We start from the raw sequence: 26,397 nt of genomic DNA on the forward strand, positions 1-26,397 counted from the left end.
TTTGTTCCTGTGCGTCAGGGGCGCACCGGCTGCAGATGCCACGTCACATTGAAATCGAAGGGCGTCCAGCGGCTCACCGTGACCCCCGCCTGCCGCAGGCCCCGGCCGGTCCAGGTATTGCAGGTCTCGAAGAGGTGGTAGCCGCCTTCGGCTTCGTAGAAGGCATCGTCGTTGCCGTAGTGGGCGCCGGCAATCGGCGTTGCGCGGCCTGCCGGCAGGGCGGCACGCACGTAGTCCGTGAGCTGTGCGTATTGCGCTTCGGAGAGAGGCAGGAGGAAGGCGTTGTACCGCAGTTGCGCGCGGCGCAGGTAGGTGACGTGAAGCAGGGCACGGTTGCCGCCGAGCATGGCACCGAATGCGCGGGACACGGTCAGGTCGCCCCAGGTCGGCGTGTTCAGGTAGAACTCGCGATCTCCCCAGCCGATGGCGATGAACTCGGCGTCGGGCGGCACGGCTTTGAAATGCGCGACCGGGAAGAGCTGCCGCCAGTCGATGGTTGCCGAGCGGATCGGAAACACCAGGTCGGTGTGTACGCCGTTGCTCAAGACCCAGGCCTGCACTCCGGGCGTGTTTGCGGTGGTGGTGTCCTGAGGCGTTGCGTTGGCTGGCCAGAACATCAACGCGCAGGCCGTGCCCATATAAAGCCCAGCCAGCAGCGGCAGCGCCAGCAGTGCAATGGCAATGCGCCTGGGCCAGCGGTTCGGCATCGAGCCTAGAACCTAGAAGAGCGATGCGGTGGTCGCCGCGTCCGCTGGCGCACGCGGGGCACCCGCGCCTGCGGGTGACATCGCCTCGGGGCTGCCCGCCTTCGCAAGCGCACCCACACGCACGCCCAACAGGCGCAGCGGCCGCTCGAGCGGCACGCGCTTCAGGCACAGCCCGCCAACCTGGCGGATGGTCTTGCCGTCGGCGGTGTAGCGGTCGATGGTCTGGTCGCGCGTGGCAATCTTGAAGTCGTCATAGCGCAGCTTGATGCCGATGGTCTTGCCCACGTAGCCCTTGCGCTGCAGGTCTTCGGCCAGCTTCTCGCACAGGTGGGTGAAGATGGCGCCCAGCTCTGCGCGGTCGCGCACCGCATGCAGGTCGCGGTCGAACGTGGTTTCGCGGCTCATCGACACAGGCTCGCTTTCGGTCACCACCGGCCGGTTGTCGCGCCCCCAGGCCACCTCGTGCATCCACGCGCCGGTGGACTTGCCGAAATTCTGAATGAGCCAATCCCTGTCGCGGGCCGCAAGCTGGCCGACCGTCTCGATGCCGAAGCGCTTGAGCTTTTCATCGGCCTTGGGCCCGATGCCGTTCACCTTGCGGCAAGGCAGCGGCCAGATGAGGGTTTGCAAGTCGTCCTCGTAGACCACCGAGATGCCGTTGGGCTTGTTGAACTCGCTCGCCATCTTGGCAATGAGCTTGTTGGGCGCCACGCCAATGGAGCAGGTGAGGCCGGTGGCGTCGAGAATCGCTTTCTGGATCAGCCGCGCGAGCGAGCGCCCGCCGTCGCGCTGCCCGCCCGGCACGTCGGTGAAGTCGATGTACACCTCGTCCACGCCGCGGTCTTCCATCAGCGGCGCGACCTCCCTGATGACCTGCTTGAAGGTGCGCGAGTACTTGCGGATCTCGTCGAAGTCCACCGGCAGGATGATCGCCTGCGGGCACAGCTTGGCCGCCTTCATGAGCCCCATGGCCGAACCCACGCCGAACTGCCGCGCGGGGTAGGTGGCGGTGGTGATCACGCCGCGGCCCACGTAGTCCTTCAGGCGCGGGAAGGCGTCGACCGGAATGTCGGCCAGCGTGCCGCCTTCGGGCAGGCGCCGAATCGCCTCGTCCACGCTGCGCCGCCCGCCGCCAATCACCACCGGCAATCCCTTGAGCTGCGGATAGCGAAGCAGCTCGACGGACGCGAAGAAGGCGTCCATGTCGAGGTGGGCGATGCGGCGTATCGGCGGCTTTGGCAAAGGCTGGGAACTCACGGGCCGATTGTCTCGCGGCCGGGCCGTGTCTGCCTGCGGCGGGTGCATGCCAGAATGCGGCGGACCGCGGTTTCGGCCGTCCGATGGCATCGAAAAGCATGGCAAGGAAAGGGATCTGGCATGAGTGACGAAGTCGAGGGCATGACCATTGCACTGACACCGGTGCAGATGGCCGGCGTTCTGGGCGGGCAGGACGTGCCCGAATCCGCGAGCCTGAGCAACCGGCTCTGGGGTACCGTCGGGCTGGTGGGCGGCGTCGTCGAACTGGTGGGCGCCGGCGTACTTTGCCTCGCGCCCGAGCCCACCATGGTGACCAAGGCGGGCTGCGTGGTGCTGGGCGTGCACGGCTTCGACACCCTCGCCACCTCGGGCCGCCAGGTCTGGACGGGCACTCCGCAGCGCACCGCCACCGCAGTCACCGCCAGCTCGGCGGCGGAGGCCCTGGGCGCCTCGCGTGAAACGGCTGACGGTATCGGGCTTGCGGTCGATGTGGCGGTTCCCTTGGTCGTGGCCGCGGGGCTCGGAGCCGCCCGCATCATTGCCGTGACGCGCGGCGGCCGCATTCGCCTGGCCGAGCATGAAGCCGCCGCGGGATCGAGGCTCGGCGGGCACACCATGGCGCGGCACGTCGGCCAGACCGACGCGCAACTGCTGGCCAGGGTGCGAACCGCCACCCGGCCGGGCCCGAAGGCGGTGTCTACCTTTGCCGACCTGGCCACGGCGGAACGCGCGATCACCGAAACCCTGCGCGCCAATGCAGCCGCCGTGCAAGCCTGGTCACGCAGTGCGGCCGCGGGCAGCAAGTCGCCGGAGCTGGAGCACGTGCTGGGCTACGTGGTGGGGCGGGGCGTGCAGTTCGGCAGCACGGCCGTCAACGACCTCTCCGGCGTGCGCATCATCCTGAAGATGGAAAGCTACAACGGCAAGCCGTTCTACATCCTGACGGCGTATCCGATCTGAGCTCCGAGGCCCTGCGCTAAGGAAACGAAGGCGCCTCGCCCGTGGTCCACACGTCGGCCCCGAATTCCTTTGCAAGCTGGGCCACGATCTTCGCGGTGCGCTCGCGCAGCGGTGCGATGCGGGCCTGCAGGCCCGCCCTGGGCAGCGTCACGGCCATGCCGGGGTCATCGTCGGCCTCGGGATCGCTTTGGCGGATGTAGAGCGTGCCGTTGCGGGCCCAGACCTCCACGGCCCAGCCCTGGTCCTGGTCGTCGTAGATCATGCCTTGGTCGTTGCCGGCTATTGCGGCAAGAAAATGGTCCATCGTGGCAAAGGTGTCATACCAGGGGAACGACAGCTCAACGCCGGCTTCTTCATTGTCCAGCTGCAGATCCATCCAGAAGTAGTGCCGCACCTGGCTGAGCGTGAGCGCGTGGCGCCGGGCGGCCGCAACCACCTGTGCGTAGTACGCGGCAAGCTCCGTCTCGTGCCCGATCACCTCGCGGGTGCGCGCCAGCAAACGCTCGGCGCGCGGAAACCCGGGCAAGGCGAGCGGTTCGGCCGGGCCCCCGACACGGGACGGAACTCGTCCTGCAAATGAAAAGCGATCTCGGGCTCCAGCGAGTCGATCGGCTTGGCATGGGCGAACCAGGATTCCAATTGCGCGCTCCTCTGAATGGTCGGTCGTACGATGTTAGCTCGCCATGCATCGATGCGAACGGCGCCTCAAGCGAGACCGTCCGGCGCTCAGCGCGCCTCCACCGTCGTGAGCAGCGGCGATTCGAACATCGCCACCGGAGAGATCACCGGCTCGTCCATCGGCACCTTGTCGCCATAGCGCTCGCGCATCTTGGCGCGCACCGCGGGGTCGCCCAGGTTGAAGCTGCGGATCTTCTGCAGCTCGCCGATGCGCACGCCCAGCGCGCGCTGGTAGAGCTTCCACACGAGTTCGGAGCAGTAGATGCGCTGGTCCGACCATTCGAAGGTCAGGTCGTAGGGGCGGCCTTCGTAGTCGGCGGAGCCCGCGTGCAGCCGGGTCACGGCGGCAGGCGTCAGCAGTGCATCGGCATTGCGCAGCCGCTTGGCCACGTAGTGACCGCCGTCGCCGCGCGCCGTCCACTGGGCGAGCGGCGTGTAGCGCACGGTCGACACCGCCTCGAACACATAGGGCTTGCCGCCGCGCAGCAGCACGATGCCCATGTGGCTGTAGCGCGAGCCGGTGGCACGCTGCACTGTCAGGCTCTGGGCGGAGCGCGAGGTGTGAAAGACGATGTCGCCGTCTTTCAGCGCGGCATCGGCCGGCGCGGCAGCCAGGCAGAGCAGGGCGGACAACAGCAGGGCTGCGGCGGGGAGTCGGGTCTTCTTCTTGTTCATGTGCGGGGCATTGTGACAAGGCTTGCCTGTTGCGCCCGCACGCGCCATCATCCGCGGCATGCAAACCGTCGCTTCCATCCTGTGGCGCAGGCTCGATGCACCGGGCCATGACGCCTGCCGCCTCGAACGCAACGCCACCGCATGGCAGCTCGACGGCGCCGCCGTGTTCCGTCTTGAAGACCGCCGCATTGCGCAATTGCACTACCGTGTGCGCTGCGACCTGCACTGGCACGCGCAATGGGGCACCGTGCGCGGGTGGCTCGGCGCAGACGCGGTCGATCTGTCGATTGCCCGCGACGCGCGCGGGCACTGGAAACTCAACGACGAAGCGGTGCCGGACCTTTCGCATTGCGTGGACCTCGACCTTGGCTTTACGCCAGCCACCAACCTGCTGCAATTGCGCCGGCTCAATCTCGCACAGGGCGAAGGGGCCGATGCGCCGGCGGCCTGGGTCGACCTGGAGGGCGGCGTGCTGAGCGAGCTGATGCAGCGCTACGAACGCACCGCGAGCGATGAATACGCCTACGACGCGAAGCGCTTCGACTACGCGGCAACGCTGAGCGTCACCTCCGATTGCTTCGTGCGCGACTACCCCGGTCTCTGGATCGCCGAAGAGTAGCGCCGCGCGCGGGGCGGCGGGTCAGTGGTCGTGGTGCAGGTAGGCCGCCTGCCGCGGCAGGCGCAGGCTCACCAGAAATGCGATCACCATCATCGCGCTCACGTACCAGAAGAACGCCGATTCGTGCCCCAGCGACTTGAGGCCCAGCGCCACGTATTCGGCCGAGCCGCCGAAGATGGCGTTGGCGACCGCATAGGCCAGCCCCACGCCCAGCGCGCGCACTTCGGGCGGAAACATCTCCGCCTTCACGATGCCGCTGATCGAGGTGTAGAAGCTCACGATCGCCAGCGCGATGATGATCAGCACGAAGGCCACCACCGGGTTGGTGGTGTGCTGCAGCGCCGTGAGAATCGGCACCGTGGCCAGCGCGCCGAGCCCGCCGAACAGCAGCATGTTGTTGCGCCGCCCGATGCGGTCCGACAGCGCGCCGAACACCGGCTGCATGCACATGTAGACGAAGAGCGCGCCGGTCATCACGTAGCTCGCCGTCTTGATCGGCAGGTGCACCGTGTTCACCAGGTACTTCTGCATGTAGGTGGTAAAGGTATAGAAGATGAGCGAGCCGCCGGCCGTGTACCCCAGCACCGTGAGGAAAGCCGGCGTGTGGTGCTTGAACAGCCCGGCGATGCTGCCGGCCTCCTTGTTGGCCTTGGCCTCGGCGCTCTGGGTTTCGTGCAGCGTGCGGCGCAGCAGCAGCGCCACCACGGCGGCCACAGCGCCCACCACGAACGGAATGCGCCAGCCCCAAGCCTTGAGCTCGGCCTCGGTGAGCAGCTGTTCGAGCACCACGATCACCAGCACCGCGAGCAGCTGCCCGCCGATTAGCGTGACGTACTGGAACGACGAGAAGAAGCCGCGCTGCCCGCGCAGCGCCACCTCGCTCATGTAGGTGGCGGTGGTGCCGTATTCGCCGCCCACCGAAAGGCCCTGGAACAGCCGGCACACCAGCAGCAGGAAGGGCGCCCAAGCGCCGATCTGCGCATAGGTCGGCAAGAAGGCGATGACCAGCGAGCCGCCGCACATCATCGTGACGGAGATCAGCATCGAGGTCTTGCGCCCGATCTTGTCGGCAATGCGGCCGAAGAGCCAGCCGCCGATGGGCCGCATCAGGAAGCCGGCCGCGAACACGCCCGCGGTGTTCAGCAGCTGCACCGTCGGGTCCGACTTGGGAAAGAAGGCCGACGCGAAGTACAGCGCCGAAAAGGCGTACACGTAGAAGTCGAACCACTCGACCAGGTTGCCCGACGAGGCCGCCATGATCGAGAAGACGCGGTGGCGCTTTTCTTCGGCCGTGTAGTGGTGGGGCGGGGATGCGGAGGCCGAATGGCCGTCCGTGACAGGCGTGACTGCGCTCATGATGGGTTTTGCCGCCCGTGCGGGGCGATGTTGTTGGAAGCAACAATTTTCCGCACGCACGCATTTGCGCGCTGTCAGCCAGCGCCGCAAGCCTGCCGCCCGAGGGGGCTTAGAAGGTGCCCGGCAGCAGGATCCCCGAATCCACGTTCTCGATATTGGTGTGGCCGCAAAAGGCCATGGTGATGTCGAGTTCCTTGTGAATGATCTGCAGCGCGCGCGTCACGCCGGCTTGCCCGTAGGCGCCCAGGCCGTAGAGAAAGCTGCGGCCGATGAGCGTGCCGCGGGCGCCGAGCGCGCGGGCCTTGAGCACGTCCTGTCCGCTGCGGATGCCGCCGTCCATCCACACCTCGATGTTGCTGCCCACTGCATCGACGATGGCGGGCAGCGCCGAGATGGAAGAGGGCGCGCCGTCGAGCTGGCGCCCGCCGTGGTTGGAGACGATGAGCGCATCGGCGCCGCTGTTGGCGGCCAGGCGCGCGTCTTCCTCGTCCATGATGCCTTTCAGAATCAGCTTGCCGCCCCAGCGCTTCTTGATCCACTCCACATCGGCCCAGCTCAGCGCGGGGTCGAACTGCTCGGCCGTCCACGACGACAGCGACGACAGGTCCTCCACGCCCTTGGCGTGGCCCGCGATGTTGCCGAAGGTCCGGCGCTTGGTGCCCAGCATGCCCAGGCACCAGTGTGGCTTGGTCGCCAGGTTGATCATGTTGGCGATGGTCGGCTTGGGCGGCGTCGAGAGGCCGTTCTTGATGTCCTTGTGGCGCTGGCCGAGGATCTGCAGGTCGAGTGTGAGCTGCAGTGCCGACACGTTCGCCGCGCGGGCGCGCTCGATCAGTCGCTCGATGAAGTCTCGGTCCTTCATTACGTAGAGCTGAAACCAGAATGGGTGCCGGCCGGTGTTTTCCGCAATGTCCTCCAGCGAGCAGATGCTCATGGTCGACAGCGTGAACGGAATGCCGAAAGCCTTGGCCGCGCGCGCACCGAGGATCTCGCCGTCGGCGTGCTGCATGCCGGTGAGGCCGGTGGGCGCAATTGCCACGGGCATGGCCACCTCCTGGCCGATCATGGTGGAGCGCGTGGAGCGGCCCTCCATGTTCACCGCCACGCGCTGGCGCAGCTTGATCTTCTGGAAGTCGCTCTCGTTGGCGCGGTAGGTGCCCTCGGTCCATGCGCCGGAGTCGGCGTAGTCATAGAACATTTTCGGCACGCGCCGCTTGGCGACCACCCGCAGGTCTTCGATGCAGGTGATCTTGGAAAGGTCGGGCACGGGGGAGTCTCCTGGGTGGTCTCTGTTTTTCGATCGCGCGAGCGGGGATTATGGGCAAGCTCCGCCGCGGGCCGAGTGTGGCGTCCAAAACGGACTCGGACCTGAAAAATACCCAGGCCGGACCTGAAAAGAATTCAGTCAGTCGCGCAGCGCCTGCCGCAACCATTCGACGAAAGTTGCGCACTCCCAGCGTTCCATCGCCCCCGGCCGCCAGCACAGGAAGTAGGCGTTGGGCGAGGGCACGCTCTCTGCCGAAAGCCGCACGAGGCGCCCGTTCTCCAGCCACGCGCTGCCGAGCTTCAGGTGCATCAGCACCACGCCGAAGTCTTCGGCCGCCGCATCGAGCGCCAGGCCCAGGTCGTTGAACTGGTGGCCTGTGGCCGGCTCCGGCAAGCCGATGCCGCGGGCCTTGAACCAGGTGCGCCACGACTCGAGCGGCGTGCGCAGCAGCTGCACGCGCAAGACCTCGGCATCGGTTGCAAAGCCGTCGAATGGCCCGTGGCGCTGCAGGTACGCCGGGCTGCAGGCAGGCGCGACGTCGTCGGCCAGCAATTGGCAGAACTCGCGATCGTGAAAAGGCCCGGTGCCGAAGCGCAGTTCCAGGTCGGCCTCTTCGGCCGTCATGTTGCGCACCGGCATGGTCACCTGCAGCATCAGCTCGATGTTCGGATAGGCATCGCGAAACCGCGCGAGCCGGGGCAGCAGCATCTGGCGGGAGAACGTGGGCGTCACCGCCACCCGCAGCCGTCGCACTTGCGATGCGGGCTCGCGGCCGGGCACCTGCTGCAGCGCCGCGATGGCCTCGCGCACGCGGGCCAGGTAGGCCACGCCGTCGGCGCTCAGACCGAAGTCGTTGCCTGAAAAAAGCTTGAGATCGAGCAGCGCTTCGAGTTGGCGGATGCGGTGGCTCACTGCGCTGGGGGTGACGCTGAGCTCTTCCGCCGCGAGGTTCACGCTGCGCAGGCGCGCCACGGCCTCGAAAGCCTGCAGGCCCTGCGTCGAGGGAAGTCGCGTCGAAGCCATGTGTGTTGTCGTGTCCGGAACGGATGTTATCGAGTCGTGGACGGTGCGGACGCGACAACCAGCGCCTCGAGCAGCCGGCGCAGATCGTCCACGGCTTCGCGCGCCAGGGCCGGGCCGCCCATCTGCGCCTTGACGATGGCGCCGTCCACCCCCAGTGCGGCAGCCTGCGCGAGCGCCATGCGCGACGCAGCGCCGGCAGGCAGCAGGCCCGCGATGACCTCGGCCATCTCGCGCTTGTGTTCGCGCGCGCGCTCGGCGGCGCCTTGCACGCTGCCGCCCACCTCGGCCACCGAGTTGATGAACGCGCAGCCCCTGAAGACCGGGTCGGCGAACCATTCGGCCATGACCTCGGGCAGCAGCAGCAAGGCCCCCGCATTGCCTGCACGTTCATGCGCGCCGCGCCGGCCGAGCGCATCGACGAACCATGCCATCCACCGCGCATGGCGGTGATCGAGAAACTCGCGCACCAGGTCGTCCTTGGATGGAAAGTGCCGGTAGAAGGTGACCTTGGTCACGTCCGATGCCGCAATGACGCGGTCGATGCCCGTGGCACGAATGCCGTCGGCATAGAAGAGGTCGTGCGCGGTGTGCAGGATGCGCTCGCGCGCGGGCAGTCCGGAGATGTCCATGGCCGTATTGTAGGCATGTAGACAGGTCTGTCTACGTGTGGCACATTGCGGGCCTTCGCAATCCCTTCTTCCCTTTTTCATTCACCGAAAGACCGCCATGGAATCCCGCCCCCGCTGCCGCCCTTCACCCTTGAAACCGCAACCAGGAAAGTGCAGGCCGCCGAAGACGCCTGGAACACACGCGACCCGGTCCGTGTGAGCCTGGCCTACACGCCCGACACCGAATGGCGCAACCGCGCCGACTTCGTCAACGGCCGCGAACAGGTGGTGCAATTTCTCACCCGCAAGTGGGAGCGCGAGCACGACTATCGCCTGAAGAAAACGCTCTGGGCCTTCATGGACAATCGCATTGCCGTGCGCTTCGAGTACGAGTGGCACGACGCGGCGGGGCAGTGGTTTCGCAGCCACGGCAACGAGAACTGGGAGTTCGCCGAGAACGGCCTGATGCAGCGGCGCTACGCGAGCATCAACGACCAGCCGATTTCCGAATCGGAGCGCAAGTTCCGCTGGGAACGCTGAGCGCCCAACTGCCGCCGCACCCTCACCCCAACCCTCTCCCCCAGGGGAGAGGGAGCAAGTAAGCAGGAACGTTTGTTGCTTGCTTTTGGTGCATGGAAACGCCCGTACTCAACCCCACCGCCAGCCACCCGCTGTGGCAGCACCAATTGGGGTTGCTGCTCGAGTCGACAGGCGAGGGCATCTTCGGCATCGACCTGGACGGCCATTGCATGTTCATCAACCGGGCCGGCGCACAGATGCTGGGCCACGAGGCGCGCGACGTGATCGGCAGCAACATGCACGAGCTCACGCACCACTCGCATCTAGACGGCTCGCATTACGCCGACACGGACTGCCCCATCTTCAACGCCTTTCGCCGGGGCCTGCCGTGCCGCATCGACACCGAAGTGTTCTGGCGCCGCGATGGCAGCGCCTTTGCGGTGGAGTATTCGAGCCACCCCATCATGGACGGCGCGCAGGTGCGCGGCGCCGTCATTACCTTTGTCGACATCACCGAGCGCCGCCGGCAGGCCGAGGCGCTGCAGCAGGCGAAGGACGAACTCGGCCTGCGCGTGCAGGAGCGAACGCGCGAGCTGAGCGATGCGCTGGCGCAGTTGCGGGAGCTCTCGGCCTGGCTCGACAAGGTGCGTGAGGACGAACGCACCCGCATCGCGCGCGAAGTGCACGACGAGCTGGGCAGCCTTTTGGTGGCGCTGAAGATGGACGTCAACTGGATCGGCAAGCGCCTGGGCGAACAGCAGGAGCGCGCACCCGACGCAGCGCAGGCGATGCGCGAGCAGATGCGCGGCAAGTGCGGCAACATGAGCCAGCTGATCGAGCGCGCGGTCGACAACGTGGGCCGCATCATCACCGACCTGCGCCCGAGCATCCTCGACCACCAAGGCCTGTGGGCGGCGCTCGAATGGCAGGCGCATGAGTTCGTTCAATCGGCCGAGCTGGCGCTGCAGTGGCACCTCGACGTGCCGGCGGGCGTGGAGCTTCCCGAGCCCGCGGCCATGGCGGTGTTCCGCATCTTCCAGGAAATGCTCAGCAACGTCGGGCGCCATGCCAAGGCGCGCAGCCTCGACATTCGCATCGATGTTCAACAGCAGCACTTGAGCATCAGCGTGCGCGACGACGGCATCGGCGCGCCGGCGCAGGCCTTCGAGGCGGCCACCGCCTATGGCGTGCTCGGCATGCGGGAGCGCGCACGCCACTTCGGCGGGCGCATCGATATCGAAAGCCATGTGGGCGAGGGCAGCACCTTCCGCCTGCATCTGCCGTTGCCGGTGTAGGCTCCGACGAATGAACGACATCCGCGTACTCATCGGAGACGACCACCGCATCGTGCGCGAGGGCCTGAAGCAGATGCTCGGCGACCTCTCCAACGGACTGCCCTCGATGACAGTGCGCGCCGAAGCGCAAACAGGCCCCGAGGTGCTGGCCGCCGTGCAGGAACTCGGTGGCTCCGAAGGCCTGGACGTGGTGCTGCTCGACATCGCAATGCCGGGCCGCGACGGCCTCGACGTGTTGCAGGCCCTTCGCAAGGACTGGCCCACGCTCCCGGTGCTGATGCTCAGCACCTACCCCGAAAAGCAGTACGCGGTGCGCTGCATCAAGCTGGGCGCTTCGGGCTACTTGAACAAGAGCGCAGACGCCGACGACATGGTGGGTGCGGTGCGCAAGGTGGCGGCAGGCGGCCTTTATGTATCGGCCGCCACGGCCGAAGCGCTGGCTGCGGCTGTGGGCCGCAACGCGGGCAACGGCACGGAACAGCTCTCGCACCGCGAGCACCAGGTGTACCGCCTGCTCAGCGCCGGGCGCAGCGTGAGCGAAATTGGTGCGCAGCTTGGCCTGGCGCCCAACACCGTGAGCACTTACCGTGCGCGCATTCTCGAAAAGACCGGCACCAAGAACGACGTGGAGCTTGCGCTGTATGCCGAGCGCCACGGCAAAGCGGCTCCGGCTGCCTGAAAACGAAGCCGGTGGGCACCGGCGTGTAGTGCTGCCCCTACAAAGCCTCGACAACACCTGCACGATCTGCGGTCCATAGGCCTTTCGGCCTCGCGTCGGCCCGCGCCTTGCATCGTGGCATGCATCTTTTCACCGAGGTGCACCACCATGTCCAGCCCATCCGATTCGACCGCCTGCGATCTCTATGACGCCGACCGGCCACTGAACATGCGCTGCGCCTGCGGCCGCAATCATGGCCGCGGGGCGGAGATCGACGTCAGCCCCGACGACAAGCTCGAGGCCAGCCTCATGAAGGCGCTGTTCCCCATCGACAGCGTGCGCCGTAACATCTTGCGGGCCGTGGGCGCCAACACCGCGCGCGCCGCCATCGCGTCGGTGCTGCCATTGGGTGCGCTGCAGGCCATGGCGCAAGACAAGGCGTCGCTCGAGAAGACCAATCTCAAGATCGGCTTCATTCCCATTACCTGCGCCACGCCGCTCATCATGGCGCACCCGCTGGGCTTCTATCAGAAGCAGGGGCTCAACGTGGAAGTGGTCAAGACGGCCGGCTGGGCGCTCATTCGAGACAAGATGCTCAACAAGGAATACGACGCCACGCATTTCCTGTCGCCCATGCCGCTGGCCATTTCGATGGGCGCGGGCTCCAACCAGGTGGCGATGAATGTCGCCACCATCCAGAACACCAACGGCCAGGCCATCACGCTGGCCAACAAGCACAAGGACAAGCGCGACCCGAGGATGTGGAAGGGCATGAAGTTTGCCGTGCCCTTCGAGTACAGCATGCACAACTTCCTGTTGCGCTACTACGTGGCCGAGGCCGGCCTGAACCCCGACACCGACATCCAGATCCGCGTGGTGCCGCCGCCCGAGATGGTGGCCAACCTGCGCGCCGGCAACATCGACGGCTACCTGGGCCCCGACCCTTTCAACCAGCGCGCCGTGTTCGAGGAAATCGGCTTCCTGCACCTGCTGACCAAGGACCTTTGGAACGGCCACCCGTGCTGCGCCTTCGGCACCTCGACCGAGTTCATCGAGAAGAACCCCAACACCTTTGCCGCGCTGGTACGCTCGGTGCTCACCGCATCGGCCATGGCGCGCGACCCGAAGAACCGCGAACTCATCGCCAAGGTGATAGCGCCCGCGCAGTACCTGAACCAGCCGGAGACGGTGATCAACCAGGTGCTCACCGGCAAGTTTGCCGACGGCCTGGGCAACATCCGCACCGTGCCCGACCGCGCCGACTTCGACCCGATTCCGTGGCAGTCGATGGCGGTGTGGATGCTCACGCAAATGAAGCGCTGGGGCTATGTGAAGGGCGACGTCAACTACAGGCAGATTGCGGAAAAAGTGTTCCTGCTGACCGACGCCAAGAAGCGCATGAAGGAACTCGGCCAGAGCGCGCCCGATGGCGCCTACCCCAAGTTCACCATCATGGGCAAGGTGTTCGACCCCGCCAAGCCCGACGACTACGTCAAGAGCTTTGCCATCAGCAAGATGGCCTGAACCATGAACGGCAAGAAGAACCTGTCGCTCAAGGCGGCGCTGGTGTCGCTCCTGATGTTCCTGTTGCTCGTGGGCGCGTGGCAGCTGGCCACCATGCCGGCCGCCGGCAACGGCGCCCCGCCGGCATGACTGCCGAGCAGATCGAATACCAGAAGATGCTCGGCAAGGACCCGGGCGGCCAGGTCAAGAGCTCGGGCTTTCCGGCTCCGGCGGAAATGGCCGCGACCGCGTGGAAGCACTTGTCGAACCCGTTCTACGACAACGGGCCGAACGACAAGGGCATTGCCGTCCAGCTGGCGTATTCGCTCGGGCGCGTGGGCCTGGGCTTTCTGCTGGCCTGCGCGGTCGCGGTGCCGCTGGGCTTTGTCATCGGCATGTCGCCGCTGCTGCACAAGGCCTTCGATCCGTTCATCCAGGTGCTCAAGCCCATCTCGCCGCTCGCGTGGATGCCGCTGGCGCTCTACACCATCAAGGACTCGTCGGTCAGCGGCATCTTCGTGATCTTCATCTGCTCGGTGTGGCCGATGCTGCTGAACACCGCGTTCGGCGTGGCATCGGTCAAGCGCGAATGGCTCAACGTGGCCAGTACGCTCGAAGTGAAGCCGCTGCGCCGTGCGTTCCGCGTGATATTGCCTGCCGCGGCGCCCACCATTCTCACGGGCATGCGCATCAGCATGAGCATTGCGTGGCTTGTCATCGTGGCGGCCGAAATGCTGGTGGGCGGCACGGGCATTGGCTACTTCGTATGGAACGAGTGGAACAACCTCTCGCTCACCAACGTGATCTTCGCGATCCTGGTGATCGGCGTCGTCGGCATGCTGCTGGACCAGGCCTTTGCCGGGCTGCAGCGAAAGGTGACCTATGTGGAGTGATCGATCGGCACAAGGCGCCCTCATGACAGCTGTTCCCAACCCATCGTCCGCTACCAGCGGCTTCCTGCGCATCGAGGAGCTTGCCAAAGCCTTCGCGCCCGCGCGCCCGGTGTTCGCCGACGTGTCGTTCACGCTCGACCGGGGCGAGTTCGTCTGCATCATCGGCCACTCGGGCTGCGGCAAGACCACCATCCTCAACGTGCTGGCCGGGCTCGACCAGGCCAGCGCCGGCCACGTGTTCATGGACGGCCGCGAAGTGGCCGGCCCGAGTTTGGAGCGCGGCGTGGTGTTCCAGAGCCACGCGCTCATGCCGTGGCTTACCGTGCGCAAGAACATCGCATTCGCCGTGAGCTCGCGCTGGCCCGACTGGTCGGCCGCGCAGGTCGACATACAGGTGCGGCGCTTCGTGGCCATGGTGGGCCTGGAGGCCGCCATCGACAAGAAGCCGTCGCAGCTTTCGGGCGGCATGAAGCAGCGCGTGGGCATTGCGCGCGCCTTTGCCATCCAGCCGAAGATGCTGCTGCTCGACGAACCCTTCGGCGCGCTCGATGCGCTCACGCGCGGCACCATTCAAGACGAGCTGATGGCCATCGTGCGCCAGACGCAGCAAACCGTCTTCATGATCACGCACGACGTGGACGAAGCCATTTTGCTGGCCGACCGCATCCTGCTGATGACCAACGGCGCCGACCAGCCCGGCGGTGGCTGGCGGCCCGGCAACATCGCCGAGACCGTGGTCAACCCGCTGCCGCGCGAACGCACGCGTGCCTCGCTGCACCACCTGGACGGCTACTACGCGCTGCGCAACCACATCGTCGATTTTCTCGTCACGCGGGCCAAGGCCGCGTGACCCATATTTTTCCCAGCCACCCATTCAATTCAATCAGGAGCAAACCCGCATGAACCGCAACGACGTTACCGAGAAGATCATCACCGTGAAGGTGTCCAAGGGCATTCAATGGGCCGACGTGGCCAAGAAGGTGGGCCTTTCCAAGGAGTGGACCACTGCCGCGTGCCTGGGACAGATGACGCTCGACGACAAGCAGGCGAAGATCATCGGCAAGATCTTCGGCCTGACCGTGGAGGAGCAGAAGTGGCTCAAGGTCGTGCCCTACAAGGGCTCGCTGCCCACGCCCGTGCCGACCGATCCGCTCATCTACCGCTGGTACGAGGTGGTGAGCGTGTATGGAACCACCATCAAGGAACTGATCCATGAAGAGTTCGGCGACGGCATCATGAGCGCCATCGACTTCAGCATGGACATCCAGCGCCAGGCCGACCCGAAGGGGGACCGCGTCAACGTGGTGCTGTCGGGCAAGTTCCTGCCCTACAAGACCTACTGACCCGCGGCCGTTCGGAAGTTCGGAAGACGCGGCCCCTCAGAAGGCCGCGTGCTCGGCCGGCTTCGGCCGCCACGCCGGGCGTCGGGGCGCCGAGATGCTGCCGCCTTCGATGGCGCCTGCAATCGAGCGGGCCACGGCTTCCACTGGCACCGCGATGCGCCGCCGGGTGACCATGCGCTCGAAGGTGCTGCAGGCGGCAATGCGGTCGGCCAGCGTCTTGTCGGCCTCATTCACGTCGGGGCGCACCACCGTCACGCGCACCCGCCCGGCATGCTCTTGCCGCAGCCCTTCGGAGATGGCGTCCACCGCGTATTGCGTGCCGCAATACACCGCCGAGTTGGGCGACACGCCGTCCGCGGGCACCGGCGCCACGTTCACGATGTGGCCCCAGCCTTGTTCCTGCATGGTCGGCAGCACCGCCGCAATGCCCAGCAGCACCCCGCGCAGGTTCACGTCGATCATCAGTTCCCATTCGTCGATCTTGCGCGTCCACAGCGGCGAGACCGGCATCACGCCCGCGGCGTTCACCAGCACGTCGATGCGGTCGTGCTGCTCGAGGGCGAACTCGGCAAACGCTTCCACGTCGGGCCGGTAGGTCACGTCGAGCCGCTGGAAGCTCGCCGTTCCACCGGCCGCCGTGATTTCTTCGGCCAGAGCCTCGAGCTTGTGGGTGCGCCGCGCGCCGAGCACCACCTTGGCGCCGCGCCGCGCCAAGAGCCGTGCAGCCGCTGCGCCAATGCCACCGCTTGCGCCCGTGATGAGGACGACTTTTTCCTGGATTGCGCTCATAAGAAACTCCTCGTGCTGGTCTGTTTGAACCATGGCGCAACGCTGCGCCGGCATGGTGACAAGTCTCGCGCGGATGGCGCCTCGGGCGTTAGACGAATCGAACGGCGTTCTTGCCTGATTCTGCAAAACGCGCGTCTTGGGGCTCAGCGCCGCGGTGTACTTTCGCGGTAGAGCACCATGCCGGCGTGGTACAGCACGCCGTCGCGAAAGTCGCCATCGGCCGTAAAGCCTGTGTCGTCGACGTAGTCGATGTGATCGCCGCGCAGCGTGTAGCGGCCCTGGTAGGCGCTGCGGCGGTTGCCGCGCGCCTCGTCGTAGCGGCCGCCCGGCAGCAGTTCATGGCGGATGTAGCCGTCCTTGGTGACCCACATGCCGACATAGCGGTTCTGATCGGTCGGCGCGCGGGCCGGTTCTGTTTGCGAATGCGATGGCGCCGAAGCCATCGCCAGGGAGAGCGAGAGTGCGGCCAGGGTGCTGCCGCCGCGGTGCGTGGTGGTGCCGGTGGACATGGTGTGCGCCTTTCTTTCGATGGTGTGGATCGATCGGCCGGTTTGGCTTTTCGTGCCAGTCCATTGTGAAAAGAGCACCCCTGCGAGCGTTATCCGCTTCGTGTCGATTTTTTGCCCAATTCTGCGGAAGTCTGCGGAAGAATAGAGCGCCCCGAGGCTCACCCTTGAAAACCTCCAGACGCCGAACCATGCACATCGCTTTGGGAGTCGCCGCATTCGCAGCGTTGCTCGTGCTGGCGGGCATCGTCTACGAGCGCCTGGGCCAGTACCGGGCCGCACGGGACTTTCCTCCGCCCGGAACAATGGTCGACATCGGCGGCCGGAAGATCCAGCTGGATTGCCGGGGCTCGGGCTCTCCCACGGTCGTGTTCGAGGCGGGGCTGAGCGTCGAAGGTTCGCTGAGCTGGACCGACGTGCAGCCGAAGATCGCCGCCCACACGCGCGCCTGCGCGTACAGCCGCGCGGGCCTGATGTGGAGCGATTTCTCGAGCGCCCCCCACAGCGCCAGGCAGGTGGCGCAAGACCTTCATGCGGCGTTGACCAAAGCCGGCGAGCGCGGTCCCTTCGTGCTGGTCGGCCAGTCCATCGGAGCGCTTTACGCGATGGGTTTCACGAGGCACTTCGGCCCGGAGGTCGCGGGACTTGTCTTCGTCGATCCCTCGCATCCGGAGCAGGTCGAGCGCGTGGCGGGCTTCATGACCGAATCGCGTTCCATGTTGTCCCGGGTCGGCGTGGCGCTGGCCTGGACCGGTCTGCTGCGCGCGGCGGCCCCGGTGCTTCTGCCTCGGCCGCCGCACCGGACTGCACGCGATGCAGAGGCCATATGGGCTTACGCGCCCAAGTCATTGACTACGCAGCTCGCGGAGAGCGATTCGACCGACAGTACGCTTGCCGAGACCCGGGACTTTCAGGATCTGGGTAACCGCCCGCTGGTGGTGCTCACGGCAATGGCTCCCTACACCGCGGCCGAACTCCGGGGAATGAAGATCACGCCGGAGCAAGGAAGGCAGGTCCAGGCCATCTGGAAGCAGCTGCATGAAGAGCAGGCGACCTGGTCGTCTCGAAGCACCCACCGGGTGCTGCCGAATTCAGGGCACAACATCCAGCTCGAAGATCCGGATGCCGTGGTCGATGCGGTGCTGTCGGTGGTGCGTGCGGTGCGCGCGGGCGGAACTGCCGAGGCCCCGTAACGACCCCGCTGCAGCGGACCGATTCACGACGATGTTGTTACTCCCCGCTGCGCTCCGGGGTGAATAGAGTTGCCTTGCGGCGCCGCCCGAAGTGCGCCTCAAGGACTGGCGATGACCCGCAAGAGAAGCGAAGACCTCATGAGCTGCGCACAGCAAGCTCCCGGCCGAGTTGCAATGGCGCTCGAAATCCATGAAAGCATTGCGGCATGCAATGAACACCTTGCGCGGGGCAACGACGTCCATGCGCTCACGGCGGCGCTGATGTTGCCTTGCTACCTGGCCGAGTTCAGGAACCTGGTGTTGGGGCTGACCGAGGTGGAGGAGAACGAACTCAGGTCCGTTCTCGCAAGCTATTCCTTGGCTTCCTCGATGGAGTCGTCCCACTCGGCGCCCAGCGCAACCCGAATGTGCGATGCCACGGCCGAGAGGCGTGCATCGGACACGGCCACAGGCGGCGCGTCGTCCAGGTGATTGGCAATGATTTGAAGCTCGGCAGCCGCCTGCGGCGAGTATTTCAGTACCGAAGCCAGGCATGTGGTCAACGCGAATATGCGGCTTTCCGCGGCTTCCAGGCGCCGGGTGACTGCGTCGAGGTCCATTTTTTCTTCTCTGCCTCGCGCAGAGGCCGTAATGGGAAACCTCTACGTTACGTCCTGCCGGTGGCCAAATATGTCGGCGAACATCCGGAGCGTGTGTCGGGCATCCCCCTGCCGGCGTCCCAGGATTGGTGCGCTCATCAATAGCGCGAGCCGATCTTCTCTGCGGCCCGTTCAGCCCGATCAGCCCGATCAGCCCGTATATCCCGCCAACCTCGGCAGCAACAGCACCATGTCCGGCCACACCGTCACCAGCGCCAGCGCGGCCAGCATCACCATGAGAAAGGGGAAGGTCTCGCGGATCAGCACCATCAGGGACACATTCGCGATCTTGGCCATCATGAACAGCAGCAGGCCGTAAGGCGGCGTCACCAGGCCGATCATGATGTTCAGCACCGCCATCACGCCGAAGTGCACGGGGTCGATGCCCAGCGCAGTGGCGGTCGGCAGCAGCACGGGCAGCATGATCAGGATGATGGTCGAGCCCTCGAGGAAAGCGCCCAGCACCAGCAGCAGAACATTCACCAGCAGCAGGAATCCGAGCGGCGACAGCTCGAGTCCCTTCATTGCGGTGCTGAGCGTCGCTGGAATGTTCTCTGACGTGATGACGTAGTTGAACACCATCGCGCCGGCGATGAGCATGCCGATGGAAATGCTCATTCGCGCACTGGAGAGCAGCGACTGGTACAGGTCGGCCCAGCGCATGCTGCGATAAAGCCCCACCGAAATGAGCAGCGCGTACGCGGCCGCAATGCCCGCCGCCTCGGTGGGCGTGGTCACGCCGCTGTACAGGCAGCCCAGCAGGATGACCGGCAACATGAGGGCCGGCAGCGCCTCGCGCGTGATGCGGGGCATTTCGCGCAGCGGCACCCTCGGCTCGACCGGAAAGCGGCGCCGGCGCGCCAGCACGTAGATGAGGCCCATCTGCACCACGCCCAGCAGCAGGCCCGGCAGCACGCCGGCAATGAACAGGTAGCCGATCGAAGTTCCCGACACCAGCGCATACAGCACCAGGGGAATGGAAGGCGGCAGGATCGGCCCGATCACGGACGACACGGCGCTCAACGCCGCGGCAAAGCCCGGCGTGTACTTGCCGTCCTTGGTCATCATCTCCTGCATCAGCTTGCCCGAGCCGGCCGCGTCGGCCAGCGCCGAGCCCGACATGGTGGCGAACACGATGCTCTGCAGCACGTTCACCTGCGCCAGGCCGCCCGGAAAGCGGCCCACGATGGCGTTGCAGAAGCGCAGCAGCCGGTCCAGGATGCTGCCCGAGCTCATGATGGTGGCCGCAAGGATGAACAGAGGAATGGCCAGCATCAGAAAGCTGGAGTAGGTGCCGTTGAGCAACTGCTCCGCCGCGGCGCCCATGTCCATGCCCTTGAGGTACAGGTAGAGCACGGAGCCGCCGATCATCGCGTGGCCGATGGGCACGCCAAGAAGACTGAGCGCCACGATGACGTAGAGCGCCAGCGAAAAAGGACTGGTGAAATTCACAATGCGGATGAGGAAGAAGAGGGTGGTTGGTCCGTCAGTGGCGCGGGCCCGCGAACGAGTTGGCGCAGGCTCCGGGCAATCACGGCCACGACGAAGACCAGGTAGATGGCATACATCACATCCATGCGAATGCCCAGGTACGAGCTCTTCTCGACCTTCATGAAGCTCACGTAGGCGTACGAGGCCGGCAGCGACATGCCGAACAGCACGATCACGCCCAGCGCGGCAATGGCGCCGACGGCACGGCGCATGCGCGGGCCGGCATTCGCGGCGACGAAGTCCATGCGGATCTCGTCGGAATCCTTCAGTACGAAGGCCGCGCCCCAGAGCACCAGCCACAGCCACGCCGCCAGCGAAACCTCCGAGGTCCAGCCCACCGGCCAGTTGAACAAATAGCGCAATGCGATCTGCACGATGAACGCGACGAAGATCACTCCCAGGAACAGCGCGGCAACCGCTTCGGCGAAGCGGTGCAGCAACGACAGCGCACGGTCGAACATGGCTTTGGGGTTATTTCATGGCGTTGATCTTGTCGAGCATGCCGGGCGGCCAGTTCTTCGCATCGTCCGAGGCCAGGTAGGCCTTCTGCGCGTGGTCGCGAAAGGCGTTGATGTTGGGCACATACACCTCCAGGCCCAGCTTGCGAAAGCTCTCGGCCAGCTCGGCCTCGCGCTTCTGGTGCTCGGCCGTGCTCCAGGCAATGGCCTTGTCCGCGGCAGCCTGAAAGCTGCGCTGCTTTGCGGGCGGCATGGCCTGCCAGGTCTTCATGTTCACCGTGAGCAGGTCGAAGGCCACCAGGTGCGAAGTCAGCACGATCTGCGACATCACCTCATTGAACTTCATGTTCTGAACATTGGGCAGCGGGTTGTCCTGCCCGTCGATGGCGCCCGTCTGCAGGCCGGTGTAGGTTTCCGCGTAGGCCATGGGAGTGGGGTTGGCGCCGAGCGAGCGCCCCAGCATCTGCCAGGTGTCGCCGGGCGGCATGCGCAGCTTCACGCCGGCCAGGTCGGCGGGCGTGCTGATGCGCTTCTTCGTCTTCAGGCCCACATGGCGCGTGCCGAAGAAGGTCGGCCCGAGGATCTTCACCTTCACCTGGTCTTCCACCATCTTCTTCATCTGCGCACCCAGGTCGCTCGCGAAGAACTTGCTCAGGTGATCGGGGTCGCGGAACAGGTAGGCCGAGGTCAGCAGCGACCAGGCCGGCACCTGCTTGGAAATATCCTGCGGCGCGATGTTGCCCATCTCCAGGTTGTCGCGCTGCAGGGCGACGAGTTCCGTGCCCTGGCGGAACAGCGTGGAGTTCAGGAACAGCTCGACCTTGTAGTCGGCCTCGATGTCCTTGGCGAACATCTTCATCATGTCGGCGCGGATGTCCTTGTCCGAAAACACCGCGGCAAACCGCAGCGTGGGCGGTGTGGTCTGGGCCCGGGCGGGCAGCACGGCGCCTGCGGCCAGCGCGGCTCCAGTGCCCAGCAGCGTACGGCGATCGATGGAAAAGGTCATGGTGTCTGTCTCCTGTTGTGTTGTGATGATGAACGCTGAAACTCAGGCTGCCGGCGCAGATGCGGCCGCGAGCCGCTGCGCCAGCGCCCGGATCGCCAGCTCGTAGCCGAACGGGCCAAAGCCGCAGATCACGCCCGTGGCGGCCAGCGAGACCAGCGAATGCTGATAGAGCGCGTCGCGGCGGTGAATGTTGGTGATGTGCACTTCGGCGATGGGCTGATCCAGCGTCTTGAGCGCGTCGAGCAGCGGAATCGATCGGAACGACAGCCCCGCGGGGTTGATGACGACGGCCGCGGCGCGCTCGCGCGCTTCTTGCACCCAGTCCACCATCACGCCTTCGTGGTTGGTCTGGCGAAACTCGCAGTCCAGGCCCAGCTCACCGGTGACGCCGCGGCACAACTGCTCCACCTGGGCCAGCGTGGTGCTGCCATACAGGTGCGGCTCGCGCACCCCCAGCAGGTTGAGATTGGGGCCGTTAAGGATGTAGACGATGGAACTCATGCGGCCGATTCTTCGGCGCGGCCACGAAAGACTTTCCAAACTGGAAACTGCTTTCATAATGCAGAATATGAGCATCTCACTCGACCGCGGCCTTTCCATGGTGGAGCACCTTGCACGCCATCCGCAGGGGCTGCCGCTCACGCTGCTCGCCTCCGAGCTCGACATTCCGCTTGGCGCCTGCCACCGCTTGCTGGCCGACCTGCAGCGCTGCGGCTACGTTCGCCAGACGCGCAAGCAGGGCGACTATGTGCTGACGACCAAGGTGGTGTCGCTGGGCCTCGGCTTCCTGAGCGGCGCCGGCATCGTGAACATTGCCGAGCCGCTGCTGGAGCGGCTCGCGCAGGCATCGGGCGAACTGGTGCGCCTTTCGATCGTGGATGAAGACCGCCTCACCTGGGTCGCCAAGTCGCAGGGCACGCGACAGGCGGGGCTGCGCTACGACCCGGACATGGGCATGGATGCGCGCCTGTCGTGCACGTCTTCCGGCCACGCGTGGCTGATGACGCTGAGCGACGAACGCGCACTGGAGCTGGTCTCGCGCCAAGGCTTCGGCACGCCGGCGGAATACGGTCCGAAGGCGCCGACCACCATTCGCGCGCTGCTGGGCTTTCTGCATGCGGCGCGGGTGCGCGGCTACGCCATGATCGACGAAGTCTTCGCGCCCGGCATGGCCGCCATGGCGGCGCCGGTGTTCCGCCGCAAGGAAGTGATCGGCGTCATCAGCATTGCCGGGCCGCGCACGCGCCTTGGCAGCGAGCGCATGCATGAGCTGGCGCCCGCGCTGCTGGCCGCAACGGCCGAGCTCGGGCCGATCAGCAACGCGTCGAGCCTGTTCGGCCGCCCTTCGCTGGGCAAGGGCTGAGCGGCGCGACCCGGCTTGCCAGACCCGGCTTCTCAGTAAGGCGGCGCCTTGCGCGCCCGCTGCTCGCGCGCGGCGTCGGTCCACCACGCGAGGTCGTCGGCAAAGCGGCCGAATGAGCGCTGGAGAGATTCGCCCGCACTGCCCGTGGGCTTGCCGTCCGCGTCGAGCGTTTGCGAGATCGGCCCGACGGCGAGCGTGCTCGAGACGACGACCATGCCCATCTCCGACAGGATCGAATGCCACACGGTGCCCGAGCGCACGCCTGAAAACCGGCCGGCCGAATAGCTGGCAACGGCAGCAGGCCGCCAGAACCATTCTTCTAGGAAGTGGTCGGTGAGGTTCTTCAGGCCGGGCTGCGGGCCCCAGTTGTATTCGCCCGTCACGAAGACGAAGGCGTCCGCGCCGCGGATCTTCTGCGCCAGCGCTTCCATGGGGGCGGGCGCGGTGCCCTTGGGGTACTCCTTGTACATGCGGTCGAGCATGGGCAGGCCCACCGCCTGCGCGTCGATCAGTTCGGCCTCGGCACCTCGCGCGCCGAGGCCCGCCACCAGGTAGTCGGCCAGGCGAATGCCCATGCGGTCCGACCTGTAGGAACCGTAGAACACCAGGATCTTGTCAGCCATTCGTCGCTCCGTTGTCGAGGCCGGGCGGCCACGGGGCGAAGGCTACAACATTGGCATGTCGGCGCATTTGGTAGCAGCATCTTTCGAATCCTCTGGCTACCATTCCGGCATGAACAAGCCGCCTGCTTTTTGCACTGCCGCCATGGTGCTTGCCGCATCGGCCGGCCATGTGTTCGCCGCTCCCTCGGCGCAGGTGCTCGATGCGGTCAAGAAGCCGCAGTCGGTCGATCCGGACTGGCGCGCCCGCCTGTGCGCATTGCTGCCGCAGCCTTGCGACCCGCATGCGCTGGGCTTGTACCGGCTGCGCGGCGCCGCGGCAAACAGCTTTGCAGTGCTCTCGGCCGAGCCGCTGGCCATGGCGCGCATCAGGCGCGACAAGGACGCGAAGACCTGGCAGATCGAGCGCCTGCACGACTTCAGCGCCTATGTGGCCGGCATGAAGAAAGACGCCGCAGCCGGCATGTCCGACACGCGCCTTTCGCTTGCGCCGGCACTCTATCCGCTGGCCGAAGGGCAATGGGCCATGGCCGTGCTGCAGACCGTGTCCGAGATGTATTCGGGCGGCGGCGCCTCGTTCAGCAAGGCCGACTTCGTGCCGCTGGACGACACCCGGGCCGTCCACGAGGGCATTCCTTTTTCTTGCTCGAAGATGATCCGCGCCTGCTTCAGCGAAAAGGAATACAAGAGTTCGAAGCATTGCCACGACGAGAGCAACGGCAGCCTTCGCATTGCCTACGAAGAACCCAACAAGCCGCGCGGACCCTACAGCTGGCAATACACGTGGCTGCAGAGCGAGTGGCCCGCCAACACACCCGCCAGCGGCACCACCACCACGCGTCTTCACTTCACCGCCAAGACCACCGAAAGGGTGAGCTTCTGCGGCGGACCGCAGTAGCTTCGGTGCGCGTTTCCATCCGCGTGCGCCCCTGTGCGCACGCGCCCGAGTGGCACGCATTCTGCTTAGAAGAAACCATCCAGGAGAAATGCCGGCTCGGTGCTTCGAGTTAGTGCATTACCGAAGGCGACAGCCCGTAACGCTCAGGTCCCCAGACTGGATGAATGACTAACGCTGGAGAGCGCTGCCCGGCGTCCTGAACAAAAGGACTCCGAGGGCGGCCGCCGAAGGGGCAAGCCATGCGCGATGAGCGTGCATGGTGAATCTCTCAGGCCAAAGGACAGCAGGGGCATCTCGCGCAGTGCGCGGGGTGGCCTTGCGCGCTTCCGGAGCCTTCTTCTTCATGACCTTTGCCAGAGCGCACCGCGCATCGTTCCCTTCTTCATCGGGTGTGCCGAGGCCTGCGCACGCACGCAGGCGCCTGCCCGAATCGCCCCCGTTTTTCGCTGACTTTCCTCACGATTTTTTCAACCGGAGAACCGAAGATGCTGTCGAAACGAAACCTGAAAGCCGTTGTCGTGGGCGCCATGCTCGCTATTGGCGTTGCAAGCGCGTTCGCACAAGAAGCGGGCAAGGTGCTGCGGGTGGTGCCCCAGTCCGATCTGAAGATTCTCGATCCGATCTGGACCACCGCGTTCATTACGCGCAACCATGGCTATGCCGTGTACGACACGCTGTTCGGTGTGGACGAGCAGGGCAAGGTCAAGCCGCAGATGGTCGACAAGTACACCACCAGCGCCGACGGCAAGACCTGGACGTTCACGCTGCGCAAGGGCCTGGAATTTCATGACGGCAAGCCGGTGACCTCGGAAGACGTGCTGGCGTCGCTCAAGCGATGGGGCCAGCGCGACGGGCTGGGGCAGAAGATGTATGCGGCGCTCGACAAGGCCGAGGCCGTCGACGCCAACTCATTCAAGCTGGTTTTCAAGGACACCTTCGGCATGGTGCTGGACGCGCTGAGCAAGCCTTCGTCGAATCCGCCTTTCATCATGCCGGCGCGCGTGGCCGCCACGCCGCCCGACAAGCAGATCGACGACGCCACGGGATCGGGCCCCTACATCTTCAAGAAGGACGAGTACCGCCCCGGCGAGAAGATCGTGTACCTGAAGAACGCCAAATACGTGCCCCGCGCCGAAGCGCCCTCGGGCACGGCGGGCGGCAAGAACGTGTATGTGGACCGCATGGAATGGATCATCCTGAAGGATGCGCAAACGCAGGCCAATGCGCTTGCCAACGGCGAGGTCGACATGATCGAGTGGCTGCCGCCCGAGCAGTACACGGCGCTGAAGGGCAACACGTCCATCACGGTCGACAACCCGATTCCGAAGGGCTCGTTCGCGCTGCACCTGAACCACGTCATTCCGCCCTTCGACAACCCGAAGATCGCGCAGGCCGCCATCATGGCCATCAACCAGGAGGCGCTCATGCGCGCCCAGATGGTGCATAAGGAGCTCTACAACAGCTGCGCATCGGTGTACCCGTGCGGCACGATCTTCGCCAGCGACAAGACCGGCTACTTCACCGGCAAGCCGCAGTTCGAGAAAGCCAAGGCCCTGCTGAAGGATGCCGGCTACGACGGCAAGCCCGTGGTGCTGATGTACCCGGCCGACTTTGCACTGCTCAACAAGTTTCCGCCCGTGATGGCGCAGCTGCTGAAGCAGGCCGGCTTCAATGTCGACATGCAGTCGATGGACTGGCCCACGCTGGTGACGCGCCGCGCCAAGAAAGACCCGGTCGACAAGGGCGGCTGGAATCTCTTCATCACCGGCTGGGGCATTGCCGACAACATGAACCCGATGTTCTATGCGCCGCTCACGGGCAACGGCGAGAAGGGCTGGTTCGGCTGGGCCACCGACGAGAAGCTGGAGCAGCTGAAATCCGACTTCCTCGCGACGGCCGACGAACCCCGGCGCAAGGAGCTGGCCACGGCCATCCAGCAGCGCGTGTACGACACCGGCATCTACGCGCCCATCGGCGAATACAAGCCGCTCACCGCCTACCGCAAGGCTGCGGTGAGCGGCGTGGTGCGCTCGCCCGTTGCCGTGTTCTGGAACATCAAGAAGAACTGACGGGC

Annotated in this window: 28 protein-coding genes, 1 pseudogene and 1 riboswitch; of the genes and pseudogenes, 13 read left to right on the forward strand and 16 right to left on the reverse strand. The window is 65.7% G+C overall.

The features are described from left to right. Window positions 1-14: 14 nt before the first annotated feature. Both M0765_RS16040 and M0765_RS16045 read right to left on the reverse strand, forming a co-directional pair. The gene (locus M0765_RS16040; protein ID WP_258504622.1) at window positions 15-707 is read right to left on the reverse strand and encodes a TIGR02117 family protein; all 693 of its coding nucleotides are present in this window, start codon (window positions 705-707) and stop codon (window positions 15-17) included. Window positions 708-719: 12 nt separating this feature from the next. Beyond that, window positions 720-2,012 carry a Y-family DNA polymerase gene (locus tag M0765_RS16045; protein ID WP_446751560.1) on the reverse strand — a complete coding sequence of 431 codons (1,293 nt, stop codon included), beginning with the start codon at window positions 2,010-2,012 and terminating at the stop codon, window positions 720-722. A gap of 72 nt (window positions 2,013-2,084) precedes the next feature. Between M0765_RS16045 and M0765_RS16050 the strand changes: the two genes are divergently transcribed. Further along, on the forward strand, window positions 2,085-2,924 hold the full coding sequence (locus tag M0765_RS16050) for an RNase A-like domain-containing protein (RefSeq protein WP_258504624.1): 840 nt from the start codon (window positions 2,085-2,087) through the stop codon (window positions 2,922-2,924). A 16-nt stretch (window positions 2,925-2,940) separates the two neighbouring features. Here M0765_RS16050 and M0765_RS16055 read toward each other — a convergent pair whose 3' ends face one another. Both M0765_RS16055 and M0765_RS16060 read right to left on the reverse strand, forming a co-directional pair. After that, complete coding sequence (locus tag M0765_RS16055; protein WP_258504626.1) at window positions 2,941-3,450, reverse strand: hypothetical protein; 510 nt, start codon at window positions 3,448-3,450, stop codon at window positions 2,941-2,943. A gap of 200 nt (window positions 3,451-3,650) precedes the next feature. Continuing rightward, window positions 3,651-4,277 carry a YiiX family permuted papain-like enzyme gene (locus M0765_RS16060; protein WP_258504628.1) on the reverse strand — a complete coding sequence of 209 codons (627 nt, stop codon included), beginning with the start codon at window positions 4,275-4,277 and terminating at the stop codon, window positions 3,651-3,653. A gap of 58 nt (window positions 4,278-4,335) precedes the next feature. On the opposite strand from M0765_RS16060, the gene M0765_RS16065 reads away from it, so the two are divergent. Next, window positions 4,336-4,896: a putative glycolipid-binding domain-containing protein gene (locus M0765_RS16065; RefSeq protein ID WP_126745686.1), complete on the forward strand. Its 561-nt coding sequence runs from the start codon at window positions 4,336-4,338 to the stop codon at window positions 4,894-4,896. 21 nt (window positions 4,897-4,917) lie between these two features. Here the strand turns inward: M0765_RS16065 and M0765_RS16070 are convergent, their stop codons facing one another. The 4 genes from M0765_RS16070 to M0765_RS16085 form a co-directional block, all read right to left on the reverse strand. Continuing rightward, window positions 4,918-6,252 carry an MFS family transporter gene (locus tag M0765_RS16070; RefSeq protein ID WP_258504632.1) on the reverse strand — a complete coding sequence of 445 codons (1,335 nt, stop codon included), beginning with the start codon at window positions 6,250-6,252 and terminating at the stop codon, window positions 4,918-4,920. Window positions 6,253-6,361: 109 nt separating this feature from the next. Next, window positions 6,362-7,519, reverse strand: coding sequence for an alpha-hydroxy acid oxidase (locus tag M0765_RS16075; protein ID WP_258504634.1), 1,158 nt, complete (start codon window positions 7,517-7,519; stop codon window positions 6,362-6,364). Window positions 7,520-7,657: 138 nt separating this feature from the next. Then, on the reverse strand, window positions 7,658-8,542 hold the full coding sequence (locus M0765_RS16080; RefSeq protein ID WP_258504635.1) for a LysR substrate-binding domain-containing protein: 885 nt from the start codon (window positions 8,540-8,542) through the stop codon (window positions 7,658-7,660). 26 nt (window positions 8,543-8,568) lie between these two features. Then, window positions 8,569-9,171, reverse strand: a complete 603-nt coding sequence (locus tag M0765_RS16085; protein WP_258504636.1) for a TetR/AcrR family transcriptional regulator — start codon at window positions 9,169-9,171, stop codon at window positions 8,569-8,571. 102 nt (window positions 9,172-9,273) lie between these two features. Here M0765_RS16085 and M0765_RS16090 point away from each other — a divergent pair, with 102 nt between their 5' ends. The 7 genes and pseudogenes from M0765_RS16090 (at window position 9,274) to cynS (ending at window position 15,361) form a co-directional block, all read left to right on the forward strand. Continuing rightward, a complete protein-coding gene (locus M0765_RS16090) occupies window positions 9,274-9,690 on the forward strand; it encodes a nuclear transport factor 2 family protein (RefSeq protein WP_258508305.1) in 417 nt (138 codons plus the stop codon). A 92-nt stretch (window positions 9,691-9,782) separates the two neighbouring features. After that, the gene (locus M0765_RS16095) at window positions 9,783-10,964 is read left to right on the forward strand and encodes a sensor histidine kinase (RefSeq protein WP_258504638.1); all 1,182 of its coding nucleotides are present in this window, start codon (window positions 9,783-9,785) and stop codon (window positions 10,962-10,964) included. Window positions 10,965-10,974: 10 nt separating this feature from the next. Continuing rightward, window positions 10,975-11,643: a response regulator gene (locus M0765_RS16100; RefSeq protein ID WP_258504639.1), complete on the forward strand. Its 669-nt coding sequence runs from the start codon at window positions 10,975-10,977 to the stop codon at window positions 11,641-11,643. Window positions 11,644-11,790: 147 nt separating this feature from the next. Beyond that, window positions 11,791-13,146: a CmpA/NrtA family ABC transporter substrate-binding protein gene (locus M0765_RS16105; protein ID WP_258504640.1), complete on the forward strand. Its 1,356-nt coding sequence runs from the start codon at window positions 11,791-11,793 to the stop codon at window positions 13,144-13,146. Window positions 13,147-13,149: 3 nt separating this feature from the next. Then, window positions 13,150-14,018, forward strand: a pseudogene (gene ntrB / locus M0765_RS16110) (nitrate ABC transporter permease). A gap of 22 nt (window positions 14,019-14,040) precedes the next feature. Beyond that, window positions 14,041-14,868, forward strand: coding sequence for an ABC transporter ATP-binding protein (locus M0765_RS16115; RefSeq protein ID WP_258504642.1), 828 nt, complete (start codon window positions 14,041-14,043; stop codon window positions 14,866-14,868). A gap of 49 nt (window positions 14,869-14,917) precedes the next feature. After that, window positions 14,918-15,361 (forward strand): cyanase, encoded by a 444-nt coding sequence (gene cynS, locus M0765_RS16120; protein ID WP_258504644.1) that lies wholly within the window; start codon window positions 14,918-14,920, stop codon window positions 15,359-15,361. A gap of 36 nt (window positions 15,362-15,397) precedes the next feature. On the opposite strand, the gene M0765_RS16125 is transcribed toward cynS, so the two are convergent. After that, window positions 15,398-16,150, reverse strand: coding sequence for an SDR family oxidoreductase (locus M0765_RS16125; protein ID WP_258504646.1), 753 nt, complete (start codon window positions 16,148-16,150; stop codon window positions 15,398-15,400). Window positions 16,151-16,293: 143 nt separating this feature from the next. Then, window positions 16,294-16,659, reverse strand: coding sequence for an Atu4866 domain-containing protein (locus M0765_RS16130; protein WP_258504649.1), 366 nt, complete (start codon window positions 16,657-16,659; stop codon window positions 16,294-16,296). A 188-nt stretch (window positions 16,660-16,847) separates the two neighbouring features. On the opposite strand from M0765_RS16130, the gene M0765_RS16135 reads away from it, so the two are divergent. Then, window positions 16,848-17,849 carry an alpha/beta fold hydrolase gene (locus M0765_RS16135; RefSeq protein ID WP_258504652.1) on the forward strand — a complete coding sequence of 334 codons (1,002 nt, stop codon included), beginning with the start codon at window positions 16,848-16,850 and terminating at the stop codon, window positions 17,847-17,849. Between the two features lie 350 nt (window positions 17,850-18,199). Here the strand turns inward: M0765_RS16135 and M0765_RS16140 are convergent, their stop codons facing one another. The 5 genes from M0765_RS16140 to M0765_RS16160 all read right to left on the reverse strand — a co-directional run bounded on the left by M0765_RS16140 (window position 18,200) and on the right by M0765_RS16160 (window position 21,943). Then, entirely contained in the window at window positions 18,200-18,448 is a 249-nt protein-coding gene (locus M0765_RS16140) for a hypothetical protein (RefSeq protein ID WP_258504654.1), read from the reverse strand. A 189-nt stretch (window positions 18,449-18,637) separates the two neighbouring features. Further along, a complete protein-coding gene (locus M0765_RS16145; RefSeq protein ID WP_258504656.1) occupies window positions 18,638-19,939 on the reverse strand; it encodes a TRAP transporter large permease in 1,302 nt (433 codons plus the stop codon). Further along, a complete protein-coding gene (locus tag M0765_RS16150) occupies window positions 19,936-20,439 on the reverse strand; it encodes a TRAP transporter small permease (RefSeq protein WP_258504657.1) in 504 nt (167 codons plus the stop codon). Before M0765_RS16150 ends, M0765_RS16145 begins: the two co-directional genes overlap by 4 nt. A 10-nt stretch (window positions 20,440-20,449) precedes the next feature. After that, entirely contained in the window at window positions 20,450-21,442 is a 993-nt protein-coding gene (dctP, locus tag M0765_RS16155; RefSeq protein ID WP_258504658.1) for a TRAP transporter substrate-binding protein DctP, read from the reverse strand. A gap of 42 nt (window positions 21,443-21,484) precedes the next feature. After that, window positions 21,485-21,943, reverse strand: a complete 459-nt coding sequence (locus M0765_RS16160; RefSeq protein ID WP_258504659.1) for a type II 3-dehydroquinate dehydratase — start codon at window positions 21,941-21,943, stop codon at window positions 21,485-21,487. Between the two features lie 67 nt (window positions 21,944-22,010). Between M0765_RS16160 and M0765_RS16165 the strand changes: the two genes are divergently transcribed. Further along, complete coding sequence (locus M0765_RS16165) at window positions 22,011-22,805, forward strand: IclR family transcriptional regulator (protein WP_157612753.1); 795 nt, start codon at window positions 22,011-22,013, stop codon at window positions 22,803-22,805. A 32-nt stretch (window positions 22,806-22,837) separates the two neighbouring features. Here the strand turns inward: M0765_RS16165 and M0765_RS16170 are convergent, their stop codons facing one another. Beyond that, window positions 22,838-23,428 (reverse strand): NADPH-dependent FMN reductase, encoded by a 591-nt coding sequence (locus M0765_RS16170; protein WP_258504660.1) that lies wholly within the window; start codon window positions 23,426-23,428, stop codon window positions 22,838-22,840. A gap of 109 nt (window positions 23,429-23,537) precedes the next feature. Here M0765_RS16170 and M0765_RS16175 point away from each other — a divergent pair, with 109 nt between their 5' ends. Together M0765_RS16175 and M0765_RS16180 are read left to right on the forward strand one after the other, a co-directional pair. After that, window positions 23,538-24,323 carry a hypothetical protein gene (locus M0765_RS16175; RefSeq protein WP_258504661.1) on the forward strand — a complete coding sequence of 262 codons (786 nt, stop codon included), beginning with the start codon at window positions 23,538-23,540 and terminating at the stop codon, window positions 24,321-24,323. 164 nt (window positions 24,324-24,487) lie between these two features. Then, window positions 24,488-24,617: riboswitch (glycine riboswitch) on the forward strand. 191 nt (window positions 24,618-24,808) lie between these two features. Beyond that, window positions 24,809-26,392 (forward strand): ABC transporter substrate-binding protein, encoded by a 1,584-nt coding sequence (locus M0765_RS16180; RefSeq protein ID WP_258504662.1) that lies wholly within the window; start codon window positions 24,809-24,811, stop codon window positions 26,390-26,392. Window positions 26,393-26,397: the final 5 nt, after the last annotated feature.

Origin of the sequence: Variovorax sp. S12S4, from assembly GCF_023195515.1 — a bacterium.
Taxonomy (GTDB): domain Bacteria; phylum Pseudomonadota; class Gammaproteobacteria; order Burkholderiales; family Burkholderiaceae_C; genus Variovorax.

Excerpts from the sequence above, each read along its gene's own strand:
- M0765_RS16045 (WP_446751560.1), bottom strand. The coding sequence starts at position 2,012 with ATGCACCCGCCGCAGGCAGACACGGCCCGGCCGCGAGACAATCGGCCC.
- M0765_RS16165 (WP_157612753.1), top strand. The coding sequence starts at position 22,011 with ATGAGCATCTCACTCGACCGCGGCCTTTCCATGGTGGAGCACCTTGCA.
- M0765_RS16125 (WP_258504646.1), bottom strand. The coding sequence starts at position 16,150 with ATGAGCGCAATCCAGGAAAAAGTCGTCCTCATCACGGGCGCAAGCGGT.
- M0765_RS16180 (WP_258504662.1), top strand. The coding sequence starts at position 24,809 with ATGCTGTCGAAACGAAACCTGAAAGCCGTTGTCGTGGGCGCCATGCTC.
- M0765_RS16105 (WP_258504640.1), top strand. The coding sequence starts at position 11,791 with ATGTCCAGCCCATCCGATTCGACCGCCTGCGATCTCTATGACGCCGAC.
- M0765_RS16080 (WP_258504635.1), bottom strand. The coding sequence starts at position 8,542 with ATGGCTTCGACGCGACTTCCCTCGACGCAGGGCCTGCAGGCTTTCGAG.
- M0765_RS16140 (WP_258504654.1), bottom strand. The coding sequence starts at position 18,448 with ATGGACCTCGACGCAGTCACCCGGCGCCTGGAAGCCGCGGAAAGCCGC.
- M0765_RS16115 (WP_258504642.1), top strand. The coding sequence starts at position 14,041 with ATGACAGCTGTTCCCAACCCATCGTCCGCTACCAGCGGCTTCCTGCGC.
- dctP (WP_258504658.1), bottom strand. The coding sequence starts at position 21,442 with ATGACCTTTTCCATCGATCGCCGTACGCTGCTGGGCACTGGAGCCGCG.
- M0765_RS16160 (WP_258504659.1), bottom strand. The coding sequence starts at position 21,943 with ATGAGTTCCATCGTCTACATCCTTAACGGCCCCAATCTCAACCTGCTG.
- M0765_RS16070 (WP_258504632.1), bottom strand. The coding sequence starts at position 6,252 with ATGAGCGCAGTCACGCCTGTCACGGACGGCCATTCGGCCTCCGCATCC.
- M0765_RS16100 (WP_258504639.1), top strand. The coding sequence starts at position 10,975 with ATGAACGACATCCGCGTACTCATCGGAGACGACCACCGCATCGTGCGC.
- M0765_RS16060 (WP_258504628.1), bottom strand. The coding sequence starts at position 4,277 with ATGAACAAGAAGAAGACCCGACTCCCCGCCGCAGCCCTGCTGTTGTCC.
- M0765_RS16175 (WP_258504661.1), top strand. The coding sequence starts at position 23,538 with ATGAACAAGCCGCCTGCTTTTTGCACTGCCGCCATGGTGCTTGCCGCA.
- M0765_RS16150 (WP_258504657.1), bottom strand. The coding sequence starts at position 20,439 with ATGTTCGACCGTGCGCTGTCGTTGCTGCACCGCTTCGCCGAAGCGGTT.
- M0765_RS16085 (WP_258504636.1), bottom strand. The coding sequence starts at position 9,171 with ATGGACATCTCCGGACTGCCCGCGCGCGAGCGCATCCTGCACACCGCG.
- M0765_RS16050 (WP_258504624.1), top strand. The coding sequence starts at position 2,085 with ATGAGTGACGAAGTCGAGGGCATGACCATTGCACTGACACCGGTGCAG.
- cynS (WP_258504644.1), top strand. The coding sequence starts at position 14,918 with ATGAACCGCAACGACGTTACCGAGAAGATCATCACCGTGAAGGTGTCC.
- M0765_RS16170 (WP_258504660.1), bottom strand. The coding sequence starts at position 23,428 with ATGGCTGACAAGATCCTGGTGTTCTACGGTTCCTACAGGTCGGACCGC.
- M0765_RS16040 (WP_258504622.1), bottom strand. The coding sequence starts at position 707 with ATGCCGAACCGCTGGCCCAGGCGCATTGCCATTGCACTGCTGGCGCTG.
- M0765_RS16095 (WP_258504638.1), top strand. The coding sequence starts at position 9,783 with ATGGAAACGCCCGTACTCAACCCCACCGCCAGCCACCCGCTGTGGCAG.
- M0765_RS16065 (WP_126745686.1), top strand. The coding sequence starts at position 4,336 with ATGCAAACCGTCGCTTCCATCCTGTGGCGCAGGCTCGATGCACCGGGC.
- M0765_RS16135 (WP_258504652.1), top strand. The coding sequence starts at position 16,848 with ATGCACATCGCTTTGGGAGTCGCCGCATTCGCAGCGTTGCTCGTGCTG.
- M0765_RS16130 (WP_258504649.1), bottom strand. The coding sequence starts at position 16,659 with ATGTCCACCGGCACCACCACGCACCGCGGCGGCAGCACCCTGGCCGCA.